The sequence below is a fragment of the Planktothrix paucivesiculata PCC 9631 genome, from assembly GCF_900009265.2.
Classification (GTDB): domain Bacteria; phylum Cyanobacteriota; class Cyanobacteriia; order Cyanobacteriales; family Microcoleaceae; genus Planktothrix; species Planktothrix paucivesiculata.
In genome coordinates this window covers 87,551-112,585 of the sequence record NZ_LR735020.1, presented here as the reverse complement: position 1 = coordinate 112,585, position 25,035 = coordinate 87,551, and the positions used below count along the sequence as shown (strand labels likewise).

Below are 25,035 nucleotides of genomic sequence, written 5' to 3'. Positions count from 1 at the left end.
ATTGAGCAATAGTTTACAGTAGATCAAGGTTTCCAGGTTGTAATTGTGCAAGTTATTTATTTTTCATTCCTTAGTTGATTTACTACTAGCTTAATTCGGAGAGTGACAAAAGAGGGATACCTTTGATTCTTTTCAAAATCCAGCCTTTTCTTTCCAAAATCTTACAAAAATTTTTACCAGAAATTGATTTCATACTGCAATTTCCACAATGCGGTCAGTTTCTTTTTCCTTTAGATTTTCATTTGCCACCTCTAACTAACCTTCTATCGCTTCTTGCACATTTTCCATCACTTCTTCCCACGTTTATCCTTGAGTCACACATCCAGGAAGTGCAGGAACTTCTGCCCAATATCCTCCATCTTCTGCTTCGTGAACAATAGCTTTAATATTCATAATTAGGTAAAGTAAATATTTTCCTATTTTAGCATTGATGCCATCCTTTCCGGTTAGTGCGACGCCATTCTATCCCCTATTTCCCCATCTTCTGTTAAATTGATTCATATATATGTAGATGGTAACTTCCATGCAATATCCTGTCCTGAACGTGAATAATCTGCGGGTGGAGTTTGAAACCGACGAACGGACGGTCGCCGCCGTTGATGGTATTTCCTTCCAGGTCGGACGGGGACAAACCCTGGGAATTGTGGGCGAGTCCGGTTCAGGAAAATCCGTCACAGCATTGGCAATTATGGGGTTACTTTCCACCGCAACCACTCAAGTTAGCGGGGAAGTTTGGTTTCAAATTCCCGAATCTGAAGACTATAACTCCTATTCCCAACCTGTTAATTTATTACAACTTTCATCAACTCAAAAACAGACCTATCGAGGCGGTCAAATTTCCATGATTTTTCAGGAACCCATGACCTCCTTAAATCCCGTATTTACCATTGGATTTCAGTTAACAGAAGCCATTATTCAGCATCAAAAAATATCTCCTAAACAGGCGATGTGGAAAGCCGCATCCTTATTACAGGAAGTTAAATTACTCCCAAGTGATGATCAATTAATGCAGCAAGCCTTAGAAGAACAAAACCATCAAGCAACATCCCGTTCTCCCCAGGAATTACAAGATAAACGCACTAGAAAAAGAGAAGTTATTCAACAGGTTAATGCTCAAAAACGAGCTATGTTAGATCGATATCCCCATGAATTATCCGGGGGACAATTACAACGGGTAATGATTGCTATGGCTATTTCTTGTAACCCCATATTATTAATTGCGGATGAACCGACAACGGCCTTAGATGTGACGGTACAAGCCACAATATTAGAATTACTTCAAGAGTTACAAGAATATCGGGGAATGGCAATGATTTTTATTACCCATGATTTGGGAATTGTTGCTCAAATTGCTGACCAAGTGGCGGTAATGTTCCAGGGAAAAATGGTCGAGTCAGGAACTATTAACCAGATTTTTACATCCCCTCAAAATCCCTATACTAAAGGATTATTAGCTTGTCGTCCTACCTTAGATAACCCGGCGGTCAGACTACCAACGGTGGCGGATTTTATGGAAGTTGTCACCCTGGAAAATGGAGAAAAAGAAATTCGGGAAAAACCTAAATCGGAAGTTAATAAAATTTATAATAATATTTCTAATAGTGCTTTAAGTTCTAAATCCTTTTTATCAAGTTTGGCCTCCGATAATCCACTTTTATCCGTTAAAAATTTAAGAGTCGGTTTTAAAATACCCGGAGTATGGGGTCAAACTAAACGGTTATTTATGGCGGTTAATGATGTTTCTTTTGAGGTTTATCCCGGGGAAACCTTGGGATTAGTGGGAGAATCAGGTTGTGGAAAAAGTACCTTAGCCAGAGCAATTTTACAACTGATTAAACCCTTGAGTGGTCAGGTATTATTTGAAGGTGAGGATATTACCGCACCTTATTTACAAACAGCTATATTTAGTGGATTTAAAAATTATCAGAATCAGCAACAATTCAATCATAAAATGCGTTGGGTGCGGCGGAATATGCAGATTATCTTTCAAGATCCTTTTAGTTCCCTTGACCCTAGAATCAGCATTGGGGAGGCGGTAATGGAACCTTTAATTATTCATCAAGTGGGAAATAATTTTAAGGAAAAACGCGATCGCGTAGCTTATTTATTAGAAAGAGTCGGCTTAAATCCTGATTTAATGACCCGTTTTCCCCATGAATTTTCCGGGGGACAAAGACAACGAATTTGTATTGCTAGAGCTTTGGCATTGAATCCTAAATTTATTATTTGTGATGAATCGGTTTCGGCCCTGGATGTGTCGGTACAGGCGCAGGTTTTGAACCTATTAAAAGAGTTACAATCAGAATTTAATCTGACTTATATTTTTATTTCCCATGATTTAAGTGTGGTAAAATTTATGAGCGATCGGATTATTGTAATGAATCAAGGAAAAATCGAAGAAACCGGAACCGCCGAGGAAATTTATCGCTATCCCAAACAAGCCTATACTCGTCAATTAATTGCCTCTATTCCTTCAGGAAATATTAGAAGTAGTAACTTTAATTGAACGGATGAGCAGAAAATGGTGCTATTAACAGGACTTACGCACCCAACCAAAGAAACCGGGTTTTTTTCCGAAAATACTGCGTTGTGACCCACATATTTTTTCAAAAACCCGGTTTCTCGGGCCCCATGGGTAAGTCCTAATTAAGCAACCTGACTTTCAATATTTAAGTTAATTTTTTCTAAAATCGGTAATCGAATCCTATAGTTATAACCCAGGGGGGATGTCAAGTTTGTCGGTTCAATACCATATTCATTCATGATATTTGCTGGGCTGGAAAGGAAAACCTTGATTTTGCCAAGGTTCTAAGGCTGTGACCTCCTGTACATCCTCCACAGTCATAGAGGGATAATTGAGGCCTGATAGGGGATGGGGCGGTATCAAGCCTAATCAGGAAAACGACAGCTTGCTATTAAGATTTTCATCCTCGGAAAAAGGGGATTTCAAAATCAACTTTGCAAGATAGCATAGAAAGGGAAGTTTCAACGTCGCTTAAATTAAACCTTGGGAGCGACTGACGGGTGTAATATATTATGGGGCAAAAGCTCAGACAATCAACGGAGCTAAAGTGGGGAGTGCCAATGGCTATCATCGGTTTGATAGCCGTGGGACTGCTGACGTATCTTGGGTACAGTTTTTTGCTACCCATGGGTTGGATACCGATTATTTGCGTCATAGTGGCTTTTTTCAGTTCTCTAATGGCGTTGATTTATTATCAAAATCTGCAACAGTTAAAACAAAAAAATTCTTCCTTAGAGGCACTATTGGAAACCAAAAAAGAGAGGTTTCTACTGGAAAAAGCCGATCTGGAAAAACAGTTAAAAACAACGGTTGATAAATATGGCAGTATTGAATCTAAAAATAAAGTTTTGGAGGAGATGAATCATCGAAAAGATGAGTTTCTTAGGCAAACTTCCCATGAGTTAAGAACTCCGATGAATGGGATTATTGGTTCCTTACAACTCCTCTTAGATGATTTATGTGATGATCGAGATGAGGAAATAGAACTTTTAAAACAAGCCCACGATTCTTCTTTGCATTTATTAACCTTAATCAATCAAGTTTTAGACTTGGCTCGAATTGAGGAAGGTAAAATTTCTTTTGATATTAAAACTATTGACTTACAGGCCTGTTTAACGGCTGCTATTTACCTACAATTTTCTAATATTCGTCAAAAAGGACTACGACTCTATAAACAAGACTATTCTCACCGGATTAAGGTTAAAGCAGACCCCACCAAACTTAAACAAATTTTCATTAATATTATTGGAAATGCGATTAAATTTACAGACCGAGGGAGTATTTCAATTAGTACAGAAATTCGTCATGGTGAGCACCCTCAAACTCAAGAGAGCGAAGAAATGGCCGTGATTACGATTAAAGATACGGGAATCGGGATTGCACCTCACATTCAAGATAAACTATTTCAACCCTTTGTTGTGGAAGATGAATCCCGACTCCACACCCTAGGAAGTACGGGATTAGGATTAGTGATTTCCAAAAATTTAGTCGAAATGATGGGGGGTAGAATTCAATTAGTCAGTCCTGGGAAAAATCAAGGCACTCTCGTTGAAATCTTTTTACCCTTAAGTGATGGAGAAACCAGTAATTCCGATTTAACGGAATAAACTAACCTCAAAGAGTCTCGAAAAATAGAAAGGAAGATGTTAATAACTGTTGGGGTTCAATATTTTCTAAAAACCCAATAATTTGACCTGTAGCTTGAACTTCAATTAAGGTTCCACCGCCGAGGGTACGTTCAATACTGGGAAATAATCCTCGCACGGCTTCCGGGGGAATGGAGGTTAAATTCAACTGAGCAAAGGAAGGAACTCCACTAACAATCATGACATCTTCTCCCGGGGTAAAATCCGTAATTATATCGGCATTATCGGGAATAAAATCCGATACATTACCTGTATTCTCGGGAGGAAAAGCTCGAATAGAAAAGTGGTCAACCCCAAATCCTCCGGTTAATTGATTAACGCCTTTATCTCCCGCCAAAGAATCATTTCCTCCTCCGCCTAAAAGGGTATCATTTCCCTGTCCTCCATAAACGGAATCATTTCCCTCGCCACTATTAATATAATCCGCACCTAGATTTCCTTGAATAATATCATTCCCATTTAAACCGATTAAAGAATCGTTTCCTTTCCCTCCAAATAAACTATCATCTCCCGCACCTCCTGATAGGGTATCGAGCTCCTGTAAACCATAAATAGCAAAGTTAAACGGGGCTAAAAACGGCGAAACTTCAATATAATCTGGGCCAGTTGTTCCAATATATTCACCCTTTCTATTGACATCTATTTGGGTAATGGTAATGATATTAACTCCCACTAGGGAGGTTGTAGTTCCTGTAGACATGGGTACGGGTTGGGGAACAGATGGGGATAAAAAATCTGGTTGCATCGTCATAAATCGACTCTCCCTAAAACATTAAAGCAGAGCAAATCACTGGCTTTAAATAGTATAAATTATTTTACTCTAAAATTACTCAACCTGACAATCATTTGTTAAAAATTATATCATGATTTTTCTCTAAACTGTTCCATAAATTGGTCTAACTCCTGAATTCTATCTTGTTTTTCTTGATGGTCTAAAAATGAAGCTAAAAAAGAATTTTTAGCCAGTTGATAAATCTCTTGTAGATTTAAGTTTAAAGCGGATTGGGTTTCGATAAAATTCTCCTGAAGATATCCACCAAAATAGGCTGGGTCATCGGAATTAATCGTAACACATAATCCTAAATCCAGTAGTTTTTTAAGATTGTGTTGTTTTAAACTGGGAAAAACCTTTAACTTCACATTAGATAAAGGACAAACCGTTAAAGGAATTTGTTTTTCCTTTAAATACTGTACTAATTCCCTATCCTCCAGACAACGAACGCCATGATCAATTCTATTCACTTTTAATAAATTAATCGCTTGCCAAATATATTCTGGTGGCCCTTCTTCTCCGGCATGGGCAACAGTCAAAAATCCCAAATTCCTAGCGACTTGAAATACTTCTTGAAACTTTGAAGGAGGATGATCTTTTTCAGAAGAATCTAAGCCAATAGCAATAATTTGATCTCGATAAGGAATCGCTTGTTTTAAGATTTCCATTGCCGATTCTGGACTTAAATGCCGCAGAAAACAAAGAATTAAACGGGAAGAAATACCTAACTTTTTCTGCCCTTCCCGTAACGCTTGAATAATTCCTGAGCTTACCACTTCAAAAGATATGCCGCGTTCTGTATGGGTTTGCAGATCAAAAAATATTTCCGTATGTCGAATATTTTGCTCGGCAGCTTTTTCCAAATAAGCCCAAGTTAAATCATAAAAATCCTGTTCTTTTAATAATACCTGAGAACCTAAATAATATAAATCCAGAAAAGATTGTAGACCATCAAATTGATAGGCCTGTCGCACTGCTTCTACGGAATCAAAGGTTAATTTAACCTGATTTCTTTCCGCCAAGATTAACATCAATTCCGGTTCTAATGTCCCTTCAATATGAATATGTAATTCCGCTTTAGGTATTTTTTCAATAAACTGATTAATCATGTCTATTTTCTGTTTTTTGATGGTGAGCTAAGTTGAAGGCAAAATTTAACCAAAAATGCAGAGGGTTTCCAAGGCTATAATATCCTACAGGGATTGATCCTACCCCAGATGCAGGACGATCTCGACCAGAAATTGAAAAATTTTAATGGTTCACTCTTAAAATTATGCCGATAACAGTTAAGATTTAAGGAATAGTCGGGACTCCCGTTTGTATAATGAATCCAGAATCCACACTCAATCAACTGAAAGCCTCCCTTCCTGATGGTAAACTGCCGTCTAGTTATGGTGTCTACTTCAAAAATACCCTAGTTGCCCTGTGTCATGCCCTCGAAGATCACATTTTCCAAAATAGTGATGCGCCCAGGGATCAACAACCACTGGTATTAGTCACATTTCAGGAGGGAAAATGGTACCTTCAAGAAGCTGAACGGTATTATGATATGGCTCAATCTTGTCGCCATGTTGTGATTAGTGCCGTTGGGGATAGTGGATTTTTGACCCATCGCACCGGACAATTAGAGAATGTTTCTTTAATTAATTTAGACCGTTCTGATAGTTTGGTGATGGAGTGGAATTTAATCATTTTAGCTCCGAGTTATACGACCATGCTATTGTGTCATGAATTGATGGGAGATGAATATGCTCATCATAGTAAACCTACCATTGATACGGAACGAAAATTTTATGGTTTATGGACATTTGATCAAAAGTTGGTTCGTAAATCTGCTGAAATTTTAATTAAACGTTTTCGACCCTATAATCCTGAATTGGCGGACAATTTATTGGCACAACATCAGCAAATTGTAGCTACACCTTATCACCAGGTTCCTGATTTAACCAGCGTCGTTTCTCGGATTATCAGTTATTTACAATCTTCTCAACAAGAATTAATTACGGTTAACCGCCAAACCCGCGAATTATGGGAATTAGAAGGCCAAGCCAAACGGGTCAGTCGGAATATTAGTGGCAATAAATTACAGGCTTTTTTGAGAATGGCACAACGGATTGATGAACGAGATCAGGATAACCCCTGTGCTTCCTTACAAGTAGCGGCTTTAGCCGAAACCATTGGTCAAATTTTAGATTTACCAACGGTGACGTTAAGACGGTTACAATTAGCCGGATTACTCTATAGAATTGGGTTAGCATCTGCACCGGATGAGGTGTTTAATCAAACCCCCGAAGAAATGGATGATGCCACGAAAAAGTTTTGGTCGGAACGGACATTAATTGGGGCTAGATTATTAGAATCTATGCCAGAATTATCGGAAGTTCGGGATGTCATCTATCACTATTTAGAACATTGGGACGGCACGGGCAAACCTGATGGTTTAATAGGCGAAGAAATTGATATTAAATCCAGAATTTTGGCAGTTGTGGCTTATTTTCAAGCCTTTATTCAACCCCGAGGTAAACGTTCGGCCCTAGGTTTGACAGAGGCACTAGAAAAATGTCAGGAGTTGAGTGGTACTCGGTTTGATCCAACTTTGGTTGAATCCTTGAGAACCGTTGTCAAATTAACAGAAATGGGGTTGATGCAATTGCCAACTCAACCCACTCAATTACCCAATATTTGGTTAGAGGAGGAGTTGACTTCCAAATCCAAATTACAAAAATAATCTAACATTCAATCATCACTGGTTATGACTATGACTCGCACCCTATCGGTTGATTTTAATGCCCTTAAACAAGGAAGAATTAAAGATCTAACTAATATGAATTTGTCCGGTATTGATCTATCCGGGGCAAATTTGGCGCAGGTTAATTTATCCGGGGCTAATTTATCCGGGGCTAATTTATCCGGGGCTAATTTATCCGGGGCCCAACTCCGAGCCAATTTAAGAGGGGCTGATTTATCTGGAGCTAATTTATCCGGCGCTGACTTGAGAAATGCGGATTTAAGGGGCGCTATTCTATTCGATGCTGAGGTAAAAGAAGCAAGTTTTGCCGGAGCTTTTTTAACCGGAGCCACCTGTGGAAATTTGGATTTAAGTGGGATTGATTTAAGGGGTGCTGATTTACGCGGCGTGAATTTATCCCAAGGAATTTTATATCAAGCGGATTTAAGAAATACTAATTTATCTGGTGCTGATTTATCTCAAGCCGATTTAGAAGAAGCCAATTTATCCGGTTCGGTATTGCGAGGAACAAATTTAGAACGGGCTAATTTACTATGCGCGATTCTTGAACAAACCTTATTTTTAGGTGTGGTTTTAGATGGCGCTTGTCTCGAAGGAACACAGTTAGGAAATAGTTGATGGTTGTACAGCCTGAAATAAGATTGTGGTTAATTTGTTTTAAAAATCAGCTTATAATTAGCTAGGAGAGAGTTAATTAATCAGTGAAAGTGAGGTAATCCCGATGATATTTCAAGACCTGATTGAGTCGATTGAGGCATTATCATTTGAGGAACAGGATTATTTATGGGAGTTGATCCGTAAGCGACGAATTGAACAACGACGAGGGGAAATATTGGCGAATGCTGAGGCGGTTAAATTGGCGTTTCGCGAAGGGAAAGCCAAGCCAGGAACAGTTGGTGATCTGATGGCTGATTTATTAGAGGATGAGGATGAAACTGGTCTGGAGTAATGGGTTTAAGCGGGGAGTTAAAAAACTGATCAAGAAGAATCCACATTTACAGCAAAAAATTATTGATGTTTTAGAAATTCTGGCTGATGATCCGTTTAATTTTTCTTTAAAGTCTCATAAGTTAACCGGAAATTTAGATGGGTTATGGGCTTGTTGGGTGAATTATAATTGTCGGATTGTTTTTGAATTTTCCGAGGATAAGGAATTAGTGGAGAGAGTAATTTTTTTAATTGATATTGGAAGCCATGATGAGGTTTATTAAGCTATTCTCAAAAATAGTAAAAGTTTCAGATATAGCAACCGTGGCTGGGGTGTTAGGATATAGACTGATACGGCAAACCTAGGCGGTTAACTCTTTTCTTCCAGGGTTCCGGTGTTCTTATCCCACCGCACCCCGATCTCCCCTTATTCTCTTGATAAGTATTACTGATTGTTACAAAACTTTATAAAAAGTTATAATAGGCAAGTCAGCTAACGAGCAATAGGAATGGTACAGGCTTTGTTTGGAAGCACTTCTTTTCAGAATCAGAGTGGTGATCGCCTTGTCAGCAAGGCGGTGGGGGCTGCGATCGCAGCTTTGTTCAAGCGTTCTGAAAAAATTGAAGCCAACGTTCGGGCGGAACCTGTAGCCAAGCTTTTGCAGGGAAGCGTCGATGGTTTCGATTTTATCGGCAACGGGATGCTGATGTACAATGGCCTCCGGATTGCGGTCATGGAACTCTATGTGCAAGCGGTGTCCATCGACTTCAGCGCGATTTTTACAGGTCAAGTCAAGTTACGACAACCCACTCAAGCCAGTTTGCGGGTGGTGTTAACGGAGGAAGACTTAACGGACTCCTTTAACACCCCGTTTGTGGTGGAAAAACTCCAGCGCCTGCAATATCAGGGAGAATCCTTAACCTTTACCAAAACCCTGATGACGGTGACTCCTGAAAAAGCCCTGAGAATTCAATCGGGAATTCTACTCGGAAATTCAGAAGAACCCGTCCAAGTTGATTTCACAACTCAGGTGGAGGTAGAAGACCGTCAAAAAATCCGATTTGTTGATGTTCAATATAACGGAAATCAGGAGGAAATTAACCTGAGTCAAGCCCTAGTAAACCATGTTAATGACTTATTAGATCTTGACAAATTTGCCTTAGATGGAACCCAATTAAAAGTAGATAGACTGAGAATTCAAAACAATTCCCTCATCTTTTATGGGTCAGCCCAAATCAACCAATTTCCTAAAGGCAAGAAAAACTAAACTGTTGTGGATTAACCCGGAAAAATTATATTGACGGAGGAGAATTGTTCAAGACCATCACTTTTAGTTTAAAGTCGGGAAAATTAACTATTATTCCCGACTTTCAGATTGAAAGTAGAGAAATAAGCACCTAGGGTTAGGGTGTTTACAACTTCTTTATATCTTTTTATCTGGGTGGTTAAATTAACCTTAACTGTTAATTTTTCTCATCTTCTTCATTCACTTTCGGAATATAATCAGGTCTTCCTTTATCTTCCCAACCCGGGGGACGCTTAGAGTTATACCAAGCAATTGATCCAATACCCACCGCCGCCACAAATCCGACAATTAGCACAGCAATCGGAATCCATAGAGTATTACTACTTGCCATAATCTTGATTTTTCCTTAATTATAATGATACGTTGACTATTATCTCATTTTTGGTTAACTAAACCTTAAAGGTTATACCAATGACATCCTACCCCAATTAACCCTAAGATCTCACGCGGAAGATCTTGGTAATTACCGGAGAATATTTCTCATGTCTTTTTGGACAATAGGACTACTATTAGCGGGGAGTTTTATTTTAGGAACATTACCCTTAACCGATTGGGTTGTCCAACTCCTATCAAGGAAAAAATTATCAACTTTAGGAACAGGAAATATTAGTGTTTCCGCCGCTTTTTACCAGGGGGGAAAACGAGCAGGAATTGTTGCCGTCATCCTAGAAATAGCCCGAGGAATTATTCCGGTAATTGCGGCTAAAATCCTATTCCCGAATGCACCAGTTTGGCAACTGGTGAGTTTAATTTTATTGGTTACAGGACGATATTTTGTCGCCAAAGGTGGGGGAGTAACTAATGCTACCTGGGGAATATTAGTCTATTCTCCAATTGTTGCCATCAGTAGTGGAATTACCGGATTATTAATCTGGCGATTCAGTGATTTATTATTACCCGTTTCTAAGTATTCGTCCCGACTGTGGGCATCCCGTTTAGGCTGTTTAAGTGGGCCGTTTTGGGTCTGGTTTTGGCATCAAACCCCTGAATTTCCTCCCCTATCTCCTTGGGAATTCATCGCAGCCCTAGGAATAGCCTTACAATTAGTTCTAATTAACCTATCTCAAAAAGATGATCTCGGATATTATATGAAACAACAATTTTTAAATTTGGAAGATAAACTAAATCTGCAACAATGCGGTGAAAAAGCAACCCGATTAAGCGGATTAAAACGGGCAGGATTTAAAGTTACATTGGGTTGGGTTTTACCCGCTATTAACCGTTTAGAAGATATTAATATTCCTTTAAAAAAAGAAATTGATCCGATTAATTTTCCCCTGATTGTCCGTTCTTCTGCTATTGGAGAAGATAGCAATACTTCTTCGGCGGCGGGACAATATCAAAGCATTGGCCCTGTTTATTCAGCTTCAGAATTACACGAGGCAATTATTCAATGTCGTCAATCCTATTGGACTCCAGAAGCCATTTCCTATCGTCAAAATCAACAACTTTCTGATACCGGAATAGCCGTATTAATTCAACCCTATTTAGCCAGTGAAGTCGCCGGGGTGATGTTTACCCGTAACCCCCTAGATGGCGGTGCACAAATTATTATTGAAGCCTTACCCCAGGGGGCAGAATCCGTGGTGGGAGGGCAATGTACTCCCGTTCATTTAGAAATAGAAATTAATACCCCTATTGATGATTTAGAACTACCTGATATTTTACCAAAAACCGTTATTTTAGAATTAGTCAAACTCGCCCAAGAAATAGAAACCTTTTATCACGGTTTACCCCAAGATATTGAGTGGTGTTGGGATGGGGTAAAAGTCTGGATTTTTCAAACTCGCCCCATTACAAATTTACACCCAATTTGGACAAGAACTATTGCCGCCGAAGTAATTCCCGGGATAATTCCTCCCCTAACCTGGTCAATTAATCGCCCCTTAACCTGTGGGGTTTGGGGGGAAATATTTACTTTAGTTTTAGGAAAAAAAGTAGCACAATTAGACTTTAATCAAACCGCGACATTATTAGGTTCCCATGCCTATTTTAACGCCACCTTATTAGGGGAAATCTTTGCAATGATGGGATTACCCGAACAGGGATTAGAGTTTTTAGTTCGAGGACAAAAAATGGGAAAACCCCCCATTGGGAAACTCTTACCATCCTTACCCGGTTTGTGGCGATTAATTCAACGGGAACGACATTTAGAAAAGGATTTTGAACGGGAATTAGAACAGCTATTTTTACCAATATTACAACAACTAGAAGCAGAATCATCCCTAAAATCCCTAACTTTAACTCGACTTTTAGAACGGTCTGAAACTATTCAAAAGCTATTAAAATCAGCGACCTATTATAATATTATTGCCCCCATTGGGTTAGCGATTCGACGAACTTTATTTAAAGTCTCTGATAGTTGGATACCTACCTATACTGCCCCGGAAATTGCTTCGATGGAAGCCTTACAAACCCTGGCTGATCGGATTAGAGAAACCTCGGAAGAACCCGAACAAATAAGCTACCAATACTTTTATCAGATTCTAGCAGAAAATCCCCAGTTTAATCAACAATTTGAAGATTGGTTACAAACCTACGGCTATTTAAGTGAAGTCGGAACAGATATTTCTGTGCCAAATTGGTTAGAACAACCAGAGATATTAAAAGAAATGCTCTTTAAAATTGTTAAAAATACCAACTACCGGATGGAAAATTCAACGGTTTCTACCTTAACCCGATGGGAAAGATGGCGACAAGCTCAATGTTATCAACGCACTTTAACAAAAAGCCAAATTGCTGAAATTTACGGTAAACTTTTAGCTCATTTACGATGGACAATATTAGCCATAGAATCCCAAGCTATTCATCAAGGAATCCTAGAAACTTCCGGTGATATTTTCTATTTAGAATGGGATGAAATTAAAGATTGGATACAATCGGATATTGCCCCAGATTTTATCTATAAAGTTAGTCAACGGCGGCAAGTTTTTCAAGAAGATAGCGATCGCACCGTCCCCCCCGTTGTCTATGGTAACTTATTACCTCAACCCCGATCAATACCCCGGCAAAATTCGGCAATTTTACAAGGGATTCCTGCTAGTATTGGCTGTGTAGAAGGAACGGTTAAAATCTGTCGTAGTTTAAGCAATATGATTGATCAAACAGAAGATATGATTCTCGTAGTTCCCTACACCGATGCGGGATGGTCGCCCCTTCTATTAACAGCAAAAGCGATTATTTCTGAAGTGGGCGGACAACTTTCCCACGGCGCAATTATCGCCCGAGAATATGGCATCCCGGCGGTGATGAATATTCAAGGCGCGACTACCTATTTAAAAGACGGTCAACGGGTGCGAGTCGATGGTTATCAAGGGACTGTTGAAATTTTATAGCACCGGAACAGGGGAAAAACTTCCTATAGCCCTACCCATTAAACTTAGGACACTTGTAAATCCTATTTCCTACTCCCTTGTTACTGAGCGAAGTCGAAGTATTCCCTATTCCCTTTTACTCAAATAGAATTGCTATAGCTAATTTTTACTTTTGCAAATTTAGCATAAGTTCCATCTTTAAGAACAGCTTGAAATAACAATTCTGTTTGTTCCGACAAATTTCTGAGTTCAATGGTTTCACAAAACCCACAAAACTGAGAATTGGGGTTTTCAGGATGCAATAAATTAACATCAGCCCGGGGGAAATTAGCTGGAATTTCCTTAATCACTTGGCCGTGATTCCCAATAAGTTGAACGGTGGTTATTTTCTCCTGTTTTGCCAGTACCCAACCTTTAAAACAAATTTGACTAATGCCATAATAAGTTCCCACCTCTGGCTGATCTATTGAACAATCTTGTAATTTATTCCGATCAAAATCTAAAGCTATTTTACTAATTTCTACCTCGGCAAATCGTCTTAAACTATAATCCGATGCCGATAGGGTTAGATTGGGATTATAACAAGGATCATGATCAACATAACGTTGCCATCTTTGTCGGGTAATCGTCACTTCCCGCATAAATCTTTCTACCTTATCCGGTGTTGTATCATAACCCCGACTTTTGGATTCATAATGATATAAAACAACGTGGGGTAAATAGATATTCCGATACCCTTGTTCAACAATTTTTAAGCAGAAATCAACATCATTATAAGCCACGGCTAACTGTTCATCAAACCCTCCCACCTGTGCAAATATTTCTCGCCGACACATCAAACAAGCGGCCGTCACCGCCGAATAATTACTGATAGAAATAATTTGACCATAATATCCGGGGTCTGTTTCCGATGCCATCCGGTGACTATGGGCGGCAAAATGACCAATTCCCACCACAACACCCGCGTGTTGAATAATTTTATCGGGATACCGCAGTAATGCACCCACCGCACCAATAGAAGGCCGTTGTGCCTGTTCTACCATGGCATCAATCCAATCAGGATAAATTACTTCGGTATCATTATTTAAGAATAGTAAATAATCCCCAGTGGCTTGACTAACGGCATAGTTATTAATCTTAGAAAAATTGAAAGGAATATCTAAAGAATAATATCTAAACCGATTTGGTTCTTTTTCTTGCCATTTTTCTAAAATTTCCTGGGTTTGGACTTCCGTACTGCCGTTATCAATGACAATTACTTCATAATCAGGATAAATGCTGAGAGTAAAGATAGATTCCAAACAACGATTTAAGATGTTTCCTAAATCTTTAGTGGGAATAATAATACTCACCCGTTTGTAATCTAAAATTTTATAGCGAACTTGATAATGTCCTAAATACAGCGGCACATCTTTAACAATTCCCGGTTCTCCCCGGCGCTCAATTGCATCTTGTAACGCCCGTTTAGCCGCTTCATAAGCATAGGGTTTCGCCTCCGTTCCTCCAGCCGCAGAACTGCTATGAATTCGCCAATGATAGAGGATTTTAGGAATATGAAAAATATGATCGGTTTTTTCCGTAAATCTCAAGACTAAATCATAATCTTGACTGCCTTCATATCCAGTTCTAAATCCTCCAATTTCGTTAATAATTTCCCGGCGATAAACTCCGAAATGGCAAGTATACATCCGAGATAAAAAGGAATCAGGACACCAATCAGGTTTAAAGAAATGTCCGGTTAATTCTCCCGTTTCATTTAGTTTATCTTCATCGGAATAAATCATATCCGCGACCCGATGCTGATTTAATAGCTTCACCACTTCATATAACGCATCGGGAGTCAGAACATCATCATGATCTAATAACCCAATAAATTCCCCCGTTGCTAACTCTAAAGCAGAATTAGAAGTGGCGGAAATATGACCATTTTTGGTTCTAAAAACCACTTTAATCCGGCTATCTTTCTGTTGATATTCTTCTAATATCGGTTTGATATGGGCCGCAGGAGAGGCGTCATCCGCAATACACAATTCCCAATTAAAATAGACCTGATCTAACACCGATTGAATCGCTTCCCGGAGAAACGTTTCAGGGGTGTTATAAACAGGCATGATAATACTAATCAGGGGTTGATAGCTAAAATCCTTCGTAGTAAGCCCTTTAGGGCTATCAGGCGTGAACACCTCACTACCAGTAGTAAGCCCTTCAGGGCTATCAGGCGTGAACGCCTCACTACGGGTTGTGTTGTATTTTAGCCACGCCTGATACAGTTGATCATATTCGGATTGAGATTGAGAGACGGAAAAATAGGGGGTTAACCTAGCTTTTTTTTTTCGACAATTCCCTCTAATTTTTTAACCACTTCAGGATGATCGGGTTCTAACTGCAATGCCATTTGATAGAATACGATCGCCCCATCTAAGTGATTATGATTCACTAAAGTATTCGCTAACTGAATATATAGTTGGGGATCATCAGGTTTAATCTCAATGGCTTTATGATAAGTCGCCACATGATCCGGGTTTTCTTCAATCACTTGATAATAATAATTCAAGGATTCCTGTAAATCTAATTTAGCTCGATTTCTCAAAGCATCGGCGAGTTTTTCTTGAATATTCGGTAAATCGGATTGAACTTTAATTGCCCCGCGATAGGCGACAACCGCCTCCTCCCAATTCTCTAATTCTGTTAAAATTTTCCCTAGATTGTAATGAGACCAAGGGAATTCAGGGTTAAGTTTAATCGCATTTTGATAGGCGGGAATGGCTTCTTCCAAGCGTTCCAAACTCACTAAAGCATCAGCTAAACTATTGTATGACCAAGAGTAGCTAGAATCTAACTTAATCGCATTTTGATACGCAGCAATTGCCTGTTCCCACCGTTCTTGTTTAAAGAAAATATCCGCTAAATTATTCTGTGTCCAGAACACACTCGGATTCAGTTCAATGGAATGTTGATAAGCAGAAATTGCTTCTTCAAACTGTTCTTGATCTCGGAATAAATCCCCTAATTTCTGATAAACTTCGGCTTGATTTTGATCCAGTTCGGTCGATTTTTGATAGGCGCGGGTAGCGGCTTCAACTTCCCCAACTTTCGCCAGAGCATCCCCGAACCCTTTATAGGCTTCTGCATCTCCACTGGGGTTCATTTGCACCGCCTGACGGAAGACTTGCACCGCTTCTTGCCAACTTTCCTGTTTAACAAAAACTTTCCCTAATCCATAATAGGAAGAAACCAATTTGGGATTCAAGGAAATCGATTTTTTATAAACGTTAACCGCTTCTTCTAAACGCCACTGACGGTTAAAAATCTCTCCGAACTTATAATAAGCAACGGCTTGATTAGGGTCTAATTCCAAGATTTTATTATAAACTCGGATTGCATCATCCCACCGTTCTTGACTGCTGAATAAATCAGCAAAGCCATAATAGAATTCTAACCGAGAGGGTTCTAATTCCAAGGCTTTTTGATAGGCAGAAATTGCCGCTTCGATTTCCCCTTTGGCTTGATGCAATTTCCCTAATTGATAATAAACTCCTGCCAACTGAGGATTAAGTTGTAGAGCATTTTGATAAGCTGCGATCGCTTCATCAAATCTACCTTGTTTAAACCGAGTATTCCCTAAATTAAAGTGTTCTTCTGCCGTGGCTTTTTGTGGTTCCAAACTATAGGCTTTTTCCAAACATTGGGATGCCTGTTCTAACTGCCCCATTTGGGTGAGAATCTTCGCATAATTACGATAAACTCCGGCAAAATCGGGTTTTAAACTAACAGCTTGTTGATAATAGGATGCGGCTTTTTCTAACCGTTCTTCCTGAGCATATACACTGCCCAAATTCGCATAAACTTCTGCATATTGGGGTTGAATTTCTAAGGCTTTTGAATAACACCGAATCGCCGCCGACATTTCCCCTAAAATTTGTAACGCATTCCCTTGAATTTTATAGGCTTCTGCTAAATCGGGCTGTAATTTTAAGGCTTTTTGACAGGTCGCGATCGCTTGATCCCATTCCTTCAAGGCACAATAGGCTTGAGCCTGTTTTAAGTAGGTTTGGGGATTACCAGGATGATTCATCGGGGGTTTTGTGTTATGACTCACCGTTTGCTGACGAGTTGCCCCGGCCAAAGTTTCTTGGGGTGATAATTCCCGGGCTGTGGCTGCGGCCAAGGTATCGGAAGGGGCTGGCGCGCCTAGGGTCGGAGTATTCAATGCGATCGCTTTACGGTAGACCTGGGTTGCTTCCTGGGGCTTTCCTTGGTCTTTGAGCAGACTGGCCAAAGCTTGATGGGCTAGGGTTGAATTGGGATTGAGTGCAATCGCATTCCGATAACAGATCTGCGCCTCGGTGGTTGCTCCCTGTTGTGCCAACTGCTGGCCCAGGTTAAAATGTTCTTCTGCGTTTGCTTGATTAGGTTCTAATTTAAGAGCTTGATATAAGGCCTGGGCTGATTTTTGGGAGTCCCCCAGTTGTGTCCAAACTTTCGCTAAATTCCGATAAGCACCACTAAAATTCGGTTTTAGGGTGATAGCTTTTTCATAACAGGCGATCGCTTTTTGCCATTGTTGTGATTTGGCATACAGACTGCCCAAGTTCGCATGAACTTCTGGCCAATTGGGTTGAAATTGCAAGGTTTGAGTATACCAGTCCTGGGCTTCTTGTAATTTCCCCTGTCTTTGGCATATATCCGCCATCAATTTATAACCGGGCGCATAATCAGACTGAATTTGTAACAACTCTTTGCAAGCCTTGATTGCATCCTCAAACTGCCCTTGATTAATATAGATTTCTATTTGTTGATGGAGAAACTGTACACTGCGGGCGCGAATTTCGTTAGGTAACATAGTTGGTTTGCTGTTGCTGACACTCAATGGAGATCTTCCCAAACCCAATTCTATCGGGTTTCGGGTTTCACATATCAGATTTTTGAAGCTTAAACCAAGTAGGGGCGAATGGCCATTCGCCCCTACCGCTGCTCCTTATTTCCGCAGTTTCGCTACAAATAGTATTTCTAATAGCCGTTTTAAAGAAACCAGATTTAACCAAATATCTTCGGTCAGGGGATTTTGATACATTAACCCCCGTAGGGGATAGCAAGAAAAACCTTCCCCCGTCAGGCAATAATGTTCTAATCCCAAATATTGACTAATCACCCAATAATAATGACGATTATAGTGGGGCGACATCCACTCAATCACTTGGGTTCCGGGTTGACAAAACAGAATATTAGTTAAACCGCTACCATGGGCGCCCATAATCACCTTAGCTTGAGCAAACAAAGCCACCTGTTCCGCAAAGGATAGGGTTTCGAGTTGCACGGTCACAAAACCCCAAGGACGTAAGAATTGAATCACCTCGTCTTCATTTAAAACCCGGCGATAAGTCGCATCCCCTCGACTAATATAAATTCGTTCGGGATAATTCCGCCCCGGATTTTGACCCCGAGGGAGAAACCAACGGCGTAAAGTATCCATCGCCCAGGGTTGCAACCATCCCATATATCCTGCCCAGGACGGAACAATTAATTGCTGTGCCTGAATATGGGAAAACCGATCACTTTCGAGGATTTTAAACTCAGGAATTCCTAAACGAGTTAGGGTTTCCCGTTGAAAGGGTGCTTGGTAACTATTGACTAAAAACCAATCGATTTGATCGAACTTAATCCCACTTTGGCGCAGCAATTCCAATCGGGGTAAAATATCCACCATCCAATGAAAATAGACATTCCCCGACAACCCCGACAACACCGCCACCCGCCCTTCAATCTGTTGCAGGGGGGGTAATTGTTCCTCTTGAAAAACTTGATGCTGTTGGGCATCATAGCTGGCACAACCGGGCAGGGGGGCGGGATATTCCCGGGAAACATCAGCTAATAGTTGGTTATCGGGTGTAATAATGGCGATCGCTTTACAAACTAGCCAATAATTCTGTTGGGGAACAATCCAGGCTCGTCCATTGGGAATAACCGCCACAAACAAAGGCGTTGAAACTGTATTATTTTTCGATGTCAAAGCTTTTTTAATCCCCTGTCCCAAATTCTGCCACTGAAACGATTTGAACACATTTTTAAGACAGGGTTCACAATCTAAACCCCCGCATTGATTGGGTTTAGGGAGTGTCTGTTTCCAGTTCTCCAAGTTTTGTGAGCCCAATAATTCCGATAGATCACAATAATTATTATCCTGTAAATTACTATTTTTCAGCCAGGTTAGGGTTGAATCACAAACTCCTTGGGGAATCTCCATCCGTTGAATATAGGGAGCATTAGCCCATTCTTGCAATAAACTTAAGGTTGAGGGAGAGTTACTAATCCAGGACTGAAACCGACTATCTTGCTGCATCTGCAAAACCTGACTATAGTAGTCCGTGGCAGACTCCCAATATCCTTGTTTTTCCAGAATTCTCCCCAATTGCAAATTAACTTCTAGTAACTGAGTTGGGTAAAAATTAGACGACTGTTGGAGTAAACTTCGAGCCGTTTGATAAACAGTTAAAGCCGCATTTAATTCTTTATTTTTGAATAGACAATTACCTAATTTTAGATAATTTTCTACTGAATAAGGTTGAATTTGTGTGGCTTTTTGATAGTAACCCACTGCTTGATCAAACTTGCCGTAAATAGTTAAAGTATTTCCCAGATAGACATAGGTTTGATATAGATGTTCATAGACGCTTGTATGCCCAGGGTTATCCTCTTTTTGTAAAGTCCTGAGAAAATCAGCACAGGACTTTCGGGCTAAAGATAATTCATCAGATCCCGAAGATTTCTGCACTCCCTGACAGTAACCCTCTACAAATTTAGGTTCTAGCTCAATAACTTTTTTAAAACAACTCAACGCTGCATCAAGTTTTCCTAAATTAAGTAAAGAGGCTCCACAGTCAGTATAGGAAAATAGATTATCTGGTTCTAATTCAATAACTTTTTTAAAGTAATAAACTGCATTTTTATGCTGATTTTGTTGCTGGAGAATTTTTCCTAAATTAGTATAAAGAAGAGGAAAGTCATCTTTGATTTCCAATGCTTGATAATAGGATTTAATAGCTTCTTTTGTTTTACCTTGGGCTGCCAATACTTGACCAATATTATTATAGATTAAAGAATTTTCTGTTTCATTTTCATTATAAATTAGAGAGTTATTCCAGGCTTCTAAGGCTCCATCATAATCATTTTTTGAAAATAATAAACATCCTAAATTATTATAGGCATTTGCTAAATTGGGCTGAAGCTGAATGACTCGTTGATAGAGGGCGATCGCTCGTTTTGTCTCTCCCAACTGTCCATAGGCCATGGCTAAGGCAAAATAGGAATGAACATGATTAGGATTTTGTTCTAAGGTTTTTTGATAGCATCGAATCGCTTTGGGAACATCCCCACTCCAGAAATAGGCTTGACCCCATTGAAAATATAATTCTGTCCAACTCGGACGTAGATTAAGAGCTTTTTTATAGGATAAAAAGGCTTGTTCAAACTCCCCTGTATTACGAAAAACCTGAGCTAAATAAGCATAGGCTTCTACAAAATTCGGGTCTAATTGAATGGCTTTTTGATAGGCGGAAATGGCTTCTGTAAATAGTCCTTGCACTTCATACCAATCCCCTAAAACTTTATAAGTTTGAGCCTGATCGGGATCTAGTGCTAAAATTTGCGAGATTGTCTGATAAGCTTCTCGCAGATTTCCTATATCTAAGTCAGCGATCGCCGATTGGATTAAGTCTTCAATGCTTGGATTCACAGTTTTTTGGGCTCAGATTGACAAATAGGAGCGGTAAAAAATTTTAACGACAGTTAGATTTAATTCTAACAGGACTTACGCACCCAACCAAAGAAACCGGGTTTTTTTCCGAAAATACTTCGTTGTGACCCACATATTATCTAAAAAACCCGGTTTCTCGGGCGACCTGCGTAAGTCCTATCTAACATAGAAACTACCCTATTCATTCAACTAGCTTGAGCATCTAAAAGCTTAGTTTATTGACTATTTTTTATAATTATACTTTTTTTGAATTATTATTAATTCATTTTGAACTTATTCATTAGACATCTCCGAAATAAAAATGGGGAGGGATACTTGATGGTAAAATTAGATTTTACCCCAAGGAGAGATGACTAAATTAAGAGGCTATCTGGACAAGAATCCCCAGCAAACAAAAAGGCTATTGTCGATGAACAAATCTTACTAACTCTAATTTATCTGCATCAGATGCCCACATTTCAAATGTTAGGGTTACAGTTTGAAGTGAGTGAATCAACAGCGAATGATATTTTCCATAACTGGATAAAAATCTTCAGAGAATTACTGCCAGCCAGTTTAGTTGAGCAAGTAAAAAAAAACGAGAGTGATTGGGAGTGGGTAGAAGAAATTCTGCTGGAATTTGAGTTAATAGTAGATAGCTATGAACAGCCCATGCAAAGACCAATAGACAACGAAGAGCAGAAAAAATATTACTCAGGAAAGAAAAAAACACATACGTTTAAAAATCAAGTCATTGTCATGCCGAGCGGGAAAGAAATAGTGGATGTAGCTGTGGGTTATACCGGAGCAACAAGCGATCTGAAATTGTGGAGAGAAAGAAGGGAGGAATTGGGGAATCATCAAAAATACAGGGGGGATAAAGCTTATGTAGGGGAAACAGCAATTAATACACCACATAAGAAACCGAGGAATCAAGAAATATCCCTTGAACATCGAGAAGAAAATCGGTTAAAAGCCAAACAAAGGATTGTAGTCGAACATTTAATAAGACTGATAAAAATTTATCGAGTTGCTTCCGAAAGATTTCGGTTAAAGAGCCAAAATTATGAAGCAGTAATCTTGACAGTATGTGGACTAATAAGATGGCGAATAGGAGCGATTGTATTATCATCTAAGAATTGCCCAGAATACTTTTGAAAAATGATTGAATATCAGAAATAAAATTCATTAATTATTATTAATGTAACTGAAAAAGCCTATGAATCCGTTACTTTAGGAGAACCCGGCACAGGAGTGCTAGAGGCTCAAAAAGTAGCGATAGAGGGCGTTTGAGGATTTTCGGAGATGTCTATTGCATTGTCACTACGTCCGGTTAAACCAATAATCCCCCAAATTCTATTCGGGGGATTGTCAATATTACTTAGACTCGTTAATAGCCAAGGGTCGATTGCCACCCACCCCCGCCAGAATAGAAATGGCTTTGGCGTAAAAAGGATCTTGGGGTGTCCCGATTAACTTCGGATCAGTAGCTAATTGTTTTTTCTGATCATCGGAGATATCGACCTTAACATCGGGAGTCACTCCTTTATGGCTAATATCAGTTCCACTGGGTGTGTAATAATGGGCGATCGTCACCGCCAACCCGGAACCATCGGAGAGGGCAAACACCGACTGGACTAAGGCTTTGCCAAAGGTTTGAGTTCCCATCACTACACCTCGTTGATTATCTTTTAAGGCACCCGCTAAAATTTCACTGGCACTAGCGGAATTACCATCGACTAACACCACCACGGGCAGTTTTGTCATGGCTGTGCGGTTGGTGCGAATCTCTTGGCTTTTGCCATTGCGATCCACCGTACTAACAATTGCCCCCGTATCCATCCACATCCGAGCAATATCAATACTGGTGCGTAATAATCCCCCGGGGTTGCCGCGTAAATCCAACACAAAAGCCTGAACATTTTCTTTAGTTAAGGCTTCAATGGCTTCTTGCATTTGTTCGGCTGCATGGGAATTAAATTCCCGCAGTTGAATATAACCAATTTTGCGATTTCCCTCGTTATTGACACGATAGGTCACGGTTTCCAATTCAATGCGGGCGCGAGTTAGAGTCAAATCAAATTCTTTTTCTCCTTCGCGTCCCATTCGTAAACTGACATTTGTACCGACAGACCCGCGAATTTTATTAGCGGCCTGTTCGACAGTCATTCCGGCGGTGGAAACTCCATCAATAGAAAGCACCCGATCTCCGGGCAAAATTCCGGCTTTGATGGCGGGAGAATTTTTAATCGGTTCGACAACGGTAATGGCTTTGGTTTTCTCATCCAGGGTCAACTGCATTCCCACCCCGGAAAGTTCCCCGGCGGTTTGATTGGTTAACGCTTCATACTGTTTGGGATCCATGAAGCGAGTATAGGGATCTTGGAGTTTTTCTAGGGATTTTCGCAGAGCGGTATACGCTTCTTCCCGGGAGGTATAGTTTTTGCTCAGGAGTTCTTCCCTTTGGGCCTGCCAGTTGACCTTATTAAACTCACCATCGACAAATTCTCGAAAAACAATCTGCCAAGCCTCATCTAATACGGCTTTAGGACTATCTTTGAGGGGGGTATGGACGCTACTACTCCAAGCGGGCATGACGAAAGCGGTAACGGCTGCGATCGCGCCTGTAAATAAAGCCTGACGGAGCGGAGAAAAGCGTTTAATGTTTTGATTCATTGAGTCTCCCTATATCGCTTGATATCCTTCACTCCTGGTTAGAGTTAGGATTGAAAGCCTAGATTTAATTTTAAAGTGATCTGATTCTGAGTTGGGCTGGCAAAAGGACAAAACTTGTTAAGATTGATGATCTTTACGGTTTACCCTAATCTGACCCCCGTGCCAAACTTAGGGAATACAAAACCGTTGCCCGAAAAAAGCCTCTTGTTGATCCTTCATGATGGCGCGTGGATTTTCCTGAATTAAATTGTTTTTGCTACTGCGATTATAGCCTGACTCAGAATAGGATGGGTAGGGTTAGTATTGTTGATTGATATGGATCAAAGAATCAGTCACCTCTACCGATCGCCTCAATCAAAGTTTAACTTGAGTTTTTCAAATCCGGTAAAAAAATTCATGATATTATTGCAAGGGCACAAGGAATTGTAGCAATAATTGTGGTTGATCTTTCAGTTAAGTCTGCTTTGCGAAAAGGATTTTCCTTTCTGATGCCGATGGCGATCGCTGGAATCGCTTTAGTCGGGATTATGGGTGTACAACTCTATGCTCCAGGCGGGTTAGAAGTCTCTCGGGTACAAACGACACAACCAGAGGCGAGGATCGCGGCTCAACAAGAAAAAGAACGGGAAGCCGCGCGGTTAAAATTACTGAAAAATTTACCCTCATTGGGTTATGGGAATTTAGTAGCGGGTTGGACATTTTTAAACTTTCTGCAATATTTTGGGGATGATCTAGCCCGGGAGAAAACAGATTATGAACTTTTAGATGATTATTTTGAGGTGATCGTGACTCATGATCCCCTGTGGGTAGATATGTATAATTTCCTATCGACATCGGTTTCGTTTTACCAAGCCCGACCGGATTTAACGGTTAAACTGATAGAACGGGGATTACAGTCGATTTCCCCGGAAAAGAATCCTCTATCTTGGTTAGTTTGGAGAACGAAAGGCGTTGATGAATTATTATTAATCGGGGATACCAAAGCTACAATTAAATCCCATGAAATGGCAGCCAAGTGGGCAGAGGGAACGCCGTACAAAGATTTTGCTCCTCGTTTACGAGAATTTGCGGAATCTTTAAGAAAAAATCCCGATAATAAATTAATCCGTATTCAATCTTGGTTGATGGTTTATAGTGCGACACAGGATAAAGTGGTGAGAAAACGAGCAATTCAAGAATTAGTTAAATTGGGTGTTAAAGTGGAAGTTCAAAAAGATGGGGAATTAAAATATACTATTCCCGATGAATCTCCGAAATCTAAAACTAATATTAAATCCTGAAATTATTGCTGGGAGGGAACAGGGAACAGGGAACAGGGAACAGGGAATACTTCGACTTCGCTCAGTAACAAGGGAATAGGGAATAGAAAAAAGTGATTAGCCATCCGA

The 25,035-nt window shown here is 40.0% G+C and carries 18 protein-coding genes; 10 read left to right on the top strand and 8 right to left on the bottom strand.

Going from position 1 to position 25,035, the window contains the following annotated elements; translation table 11 throughout:
* Nucleotides 1-303: 303 nt before the first annotated feature.
* Entirely contained in the window at nt 304-393 is a 90-nt protein-coding gene (locus tag PL9631_RS27550) for a type II toxin-antitoxin system HicB family antitoxin (RefSeq protein WP_456238472.1), read from the bottom strand.
* Nucleotides 394-523: 130 nt separating this feature from the next.
* Between PL9631_RS27550 and PL9631_RS17515 the strand changes: the two genes are divergently transcribed.
* Both PL9631_RS17515 and PL9631_RS17510 read left to right on the top strand, forming a co-directional pair.
* A complete protein-coding gene (locus tag PL9631_RS17515) occupies nt 524-2,506 on the top strand; it encodes an ABC transporter ATP-binding protein (RefSeq protein WP_083622302.1) in 1,983 nt (660 codons plus the stop codon).
* Nucleotides 2,507-3,201: 695 nt separating this feature from the next.
* Nucleotides 3,202-4,131: a sensor histidine kinase gene (locus PL9631_RS17510; protein ID WP_231516771.1), complete on the top strand. Its 930-nt coding sequence runs from the start codon at nt 3,202-3,204 to the stop codon at nt 4,129-4,131.
* A 7-nt stretch (nt 4,132-4,138) separates the two neighbouring features.
* On the opposite strand, the gene PL9631_RS17505 is transcribed toward PL9631_RS17510, so the two are convergent.
* A complete protein-coding gene (locus tag PL9631_RS17505; protein ID WP_083622299.1) occupies nt 4,139-4,921 on the bottom strand; it encodes a calcium-binding protein in 783 nt (260 codons plus the stop codon).
* A gap of 110 nt (nt 4,922-5,031) precedes the next feature.
* On the bottom strand, nt 5,032-6,051 hold the full coding sequence (locus PL9631_RS17500) for an adenosine deaminase (protein ID WP_083622298.1): 1,020 nt from the start codon (nt 6,049-6,051) through the stop codon (nt 5,032-5,034).
* 215 nt (nt 6,052-6,266) lie between these two features.
* Here PL9631_RS17500 and PL9631_RS17495 point away from each other — a divergent pair, with 215 nt between their 5' ends.
* From PL9631_RS17495 to PL9631_RS17475, 5 genes are all read left to right on the top strand, one after another.
* Nucleotides 6,267-7,670 (top strand): HD domain-containing phosphohydrolase, encoded by a 1,404-nt coding sequence (locus tag PL9631_RS17495; RefSeq protein ID WP_083622297.1) that lies wholly within the window; start codon nt 6,267-6,269, stop codon nt 7,668-7,670.
* A gap of 24 nt (nt 7,671-7,694) precedes the next feature.
* Entirely contained in the window at nt 7,695-8,309 is a 615-nt protein-coding gene (locus tag PL9631_RS17490) for a pentapeptide repeat-containing protein (RefSeq protein WP_083622296.1), read from the top strand.
* A gap of 103 nt (nt 8,310-8,412) precedes the next feature.
* Nucleotides 8,413-8,640, top strand: a complete 228-nt coding sequence (locus tag PL9631_RS17485; protein WP_083622294.1) for a hypothetical protein — start codon at nt 8,413-8,415, stop codon at nt 8,638-8,640.
* Entirely contained in the window at nt 8,621-8,902 is a 282-nt protein-coding gene (locus tag PL9631_RS17480; RefSeq protein WP_083622293.1) for a type II toxin-antitoxin system RelE/ParE family toxin, read from the top strand. Before PL9631_RS17485 ends, PL9631_RS17480 begins: the two co-directional genes overlap by 20 nt.
* Before the next feature lie 225 nt (nt 8,903-9,127).
* Nucleotides 9,128-9,886: an LmeA family phospholipid-binding protein gene (locus PL9631_RS17475; protein WP_083622291.1), complete on the top strand. Its 759-nt coding sequence runs from the start codon at nt 9,128-9,130 to the stop codon at nt 9,884-9,886.
* 196 nt (nt 9,887-10,082) lie between these two features.
* Here the strand turns inward: PL9631_RS17475 and psb35 are convergent, their stop codons facing one another.
* The gene (psb35, locus tag PL9631_RS26245; protein ID WP_197046408.1) at nt 10,083-10,256 is read right to left on the bottom strand and encodes a photosystem II assembly protein Psb35; all 174 of its coding nucleotides are present in this window, start codon (nt 10,254-10,256) and stop codon (nt 10,083-10,085) included.
* Nucleotides 10,257-10,407: 151 nt separating this feature from the next.
* Here psb35 and PL9631_RS17470 point away from each other — a divergent pair, with 151 nt between their 5' ends.
* Complete coding sequence (locus tag PL9631_RS17470) at nt 10,408-13,260, top strand: glycerol-3-phosphate acyltransferase (RefSeq protein ID WP_083622290.1); 2,853 nt, start codon at nt 10,408-10,410, stop codon at nt 13,258-13,260.
* Nucleotides 13,261-13,379: 119 nt separating this feature from the next.
* Here PL9631_RS17470 and PL9631_RS17465 read toward each other — a convergent pair whose 3' ends face one another.
* From PL9631_RS17465 to PL9631_RS17455, 3 genes are all read right to left on the bottom strand, one after another.
* The gene (locus PL9631_RS17465; RefSeq protein ID WP_083622288.1) at nt 13,380-15,350 is read right to left on the bottom strand and encodes a glycosyltransferase family 2 protein; all 1,971 of its coding nucleotides are present in this window, start codon (nt 15,348-15,350) and stop codon (nt 13,380-13,382) included.
* A gap of 203 nt (nt 15,351-15,553) precedes the next feature.
* Nucleotides 15,554-18,082 carry a tetratricopeptide repeat protein gene (locus tag PL9631_RS17460; RefSeq protein WP_083622287.1) on the bottom strand — a complete coding sequence of 843 codons (2,529 nt, stop codon included), beginning with the start codon at nt 18,080-18,082 and terminating at the stop codon, nt 15,554-15,556.
* A 135-nt stretch (nt 18,083-18,217) separates the two neighbouring features.
* Nucleotides 18,218-20,971, bottom strand: coding sequence for a tetratricopeptide repeat protein (locus tag PL9631_RS17455; RefSeq protein ID WP_083622285.1), 2,754 nt, complete (start codon nt 20,969-20,971; stop codon nt 18,218-18,220).
* A gap of 378 nt (nt 20,972-21,349) precedes the next feature.
* Between PL9631_RS17455 and PL9631_RS17450 the strand changes: the two genes are divergently transcribed.
* Nucleotides 21,350-22,129, top strand: coding sequence for a transposase family protein (locus PL9631_RS17450; protein ID WP_331281244.1), 780 nt, complete (start codon nt 21,350-21,352; stop codon nt 22,127-22,129).
* Nucleotides 22,130-22,348: 219 nt separating this feature from the next.
* Here the strand turns inward: PL9631_RS17450 and ctpB are convergent, their stop codons facing one another.
* Complete coding sequence (gene ctpB / locus PL9631_RS17445; protein ID WP_083622284.1) at nt 22,349-23,647, bottom strand: carboxyl-terminal processing protease CtpB; 1,299 nt, start codon at nt 23,645-23,647, stop codon at nt 22,349-22,351.
* Nucleotides 23,648-24,084: 437 nt separating this feature from the next.
* Between ctpB and PL9631_RS17440 the strand changes: the two genes are divergently transcribed.
* Nucleotides 24,085-24,927 carry a hypothetical protein gene (locus PL9631_RS17440; RefSeq protein WP_231516770.1) on the top strand — a complete coding sequence of 281 codons (843 nt, stop codon included), beginning with the start codon at nt 24,085-24,087 and terminating at the stop codon, nt 24,925-24,927.
* Nucleotides 24,928-25,035 lie beyond the last annotated feature (108 nt).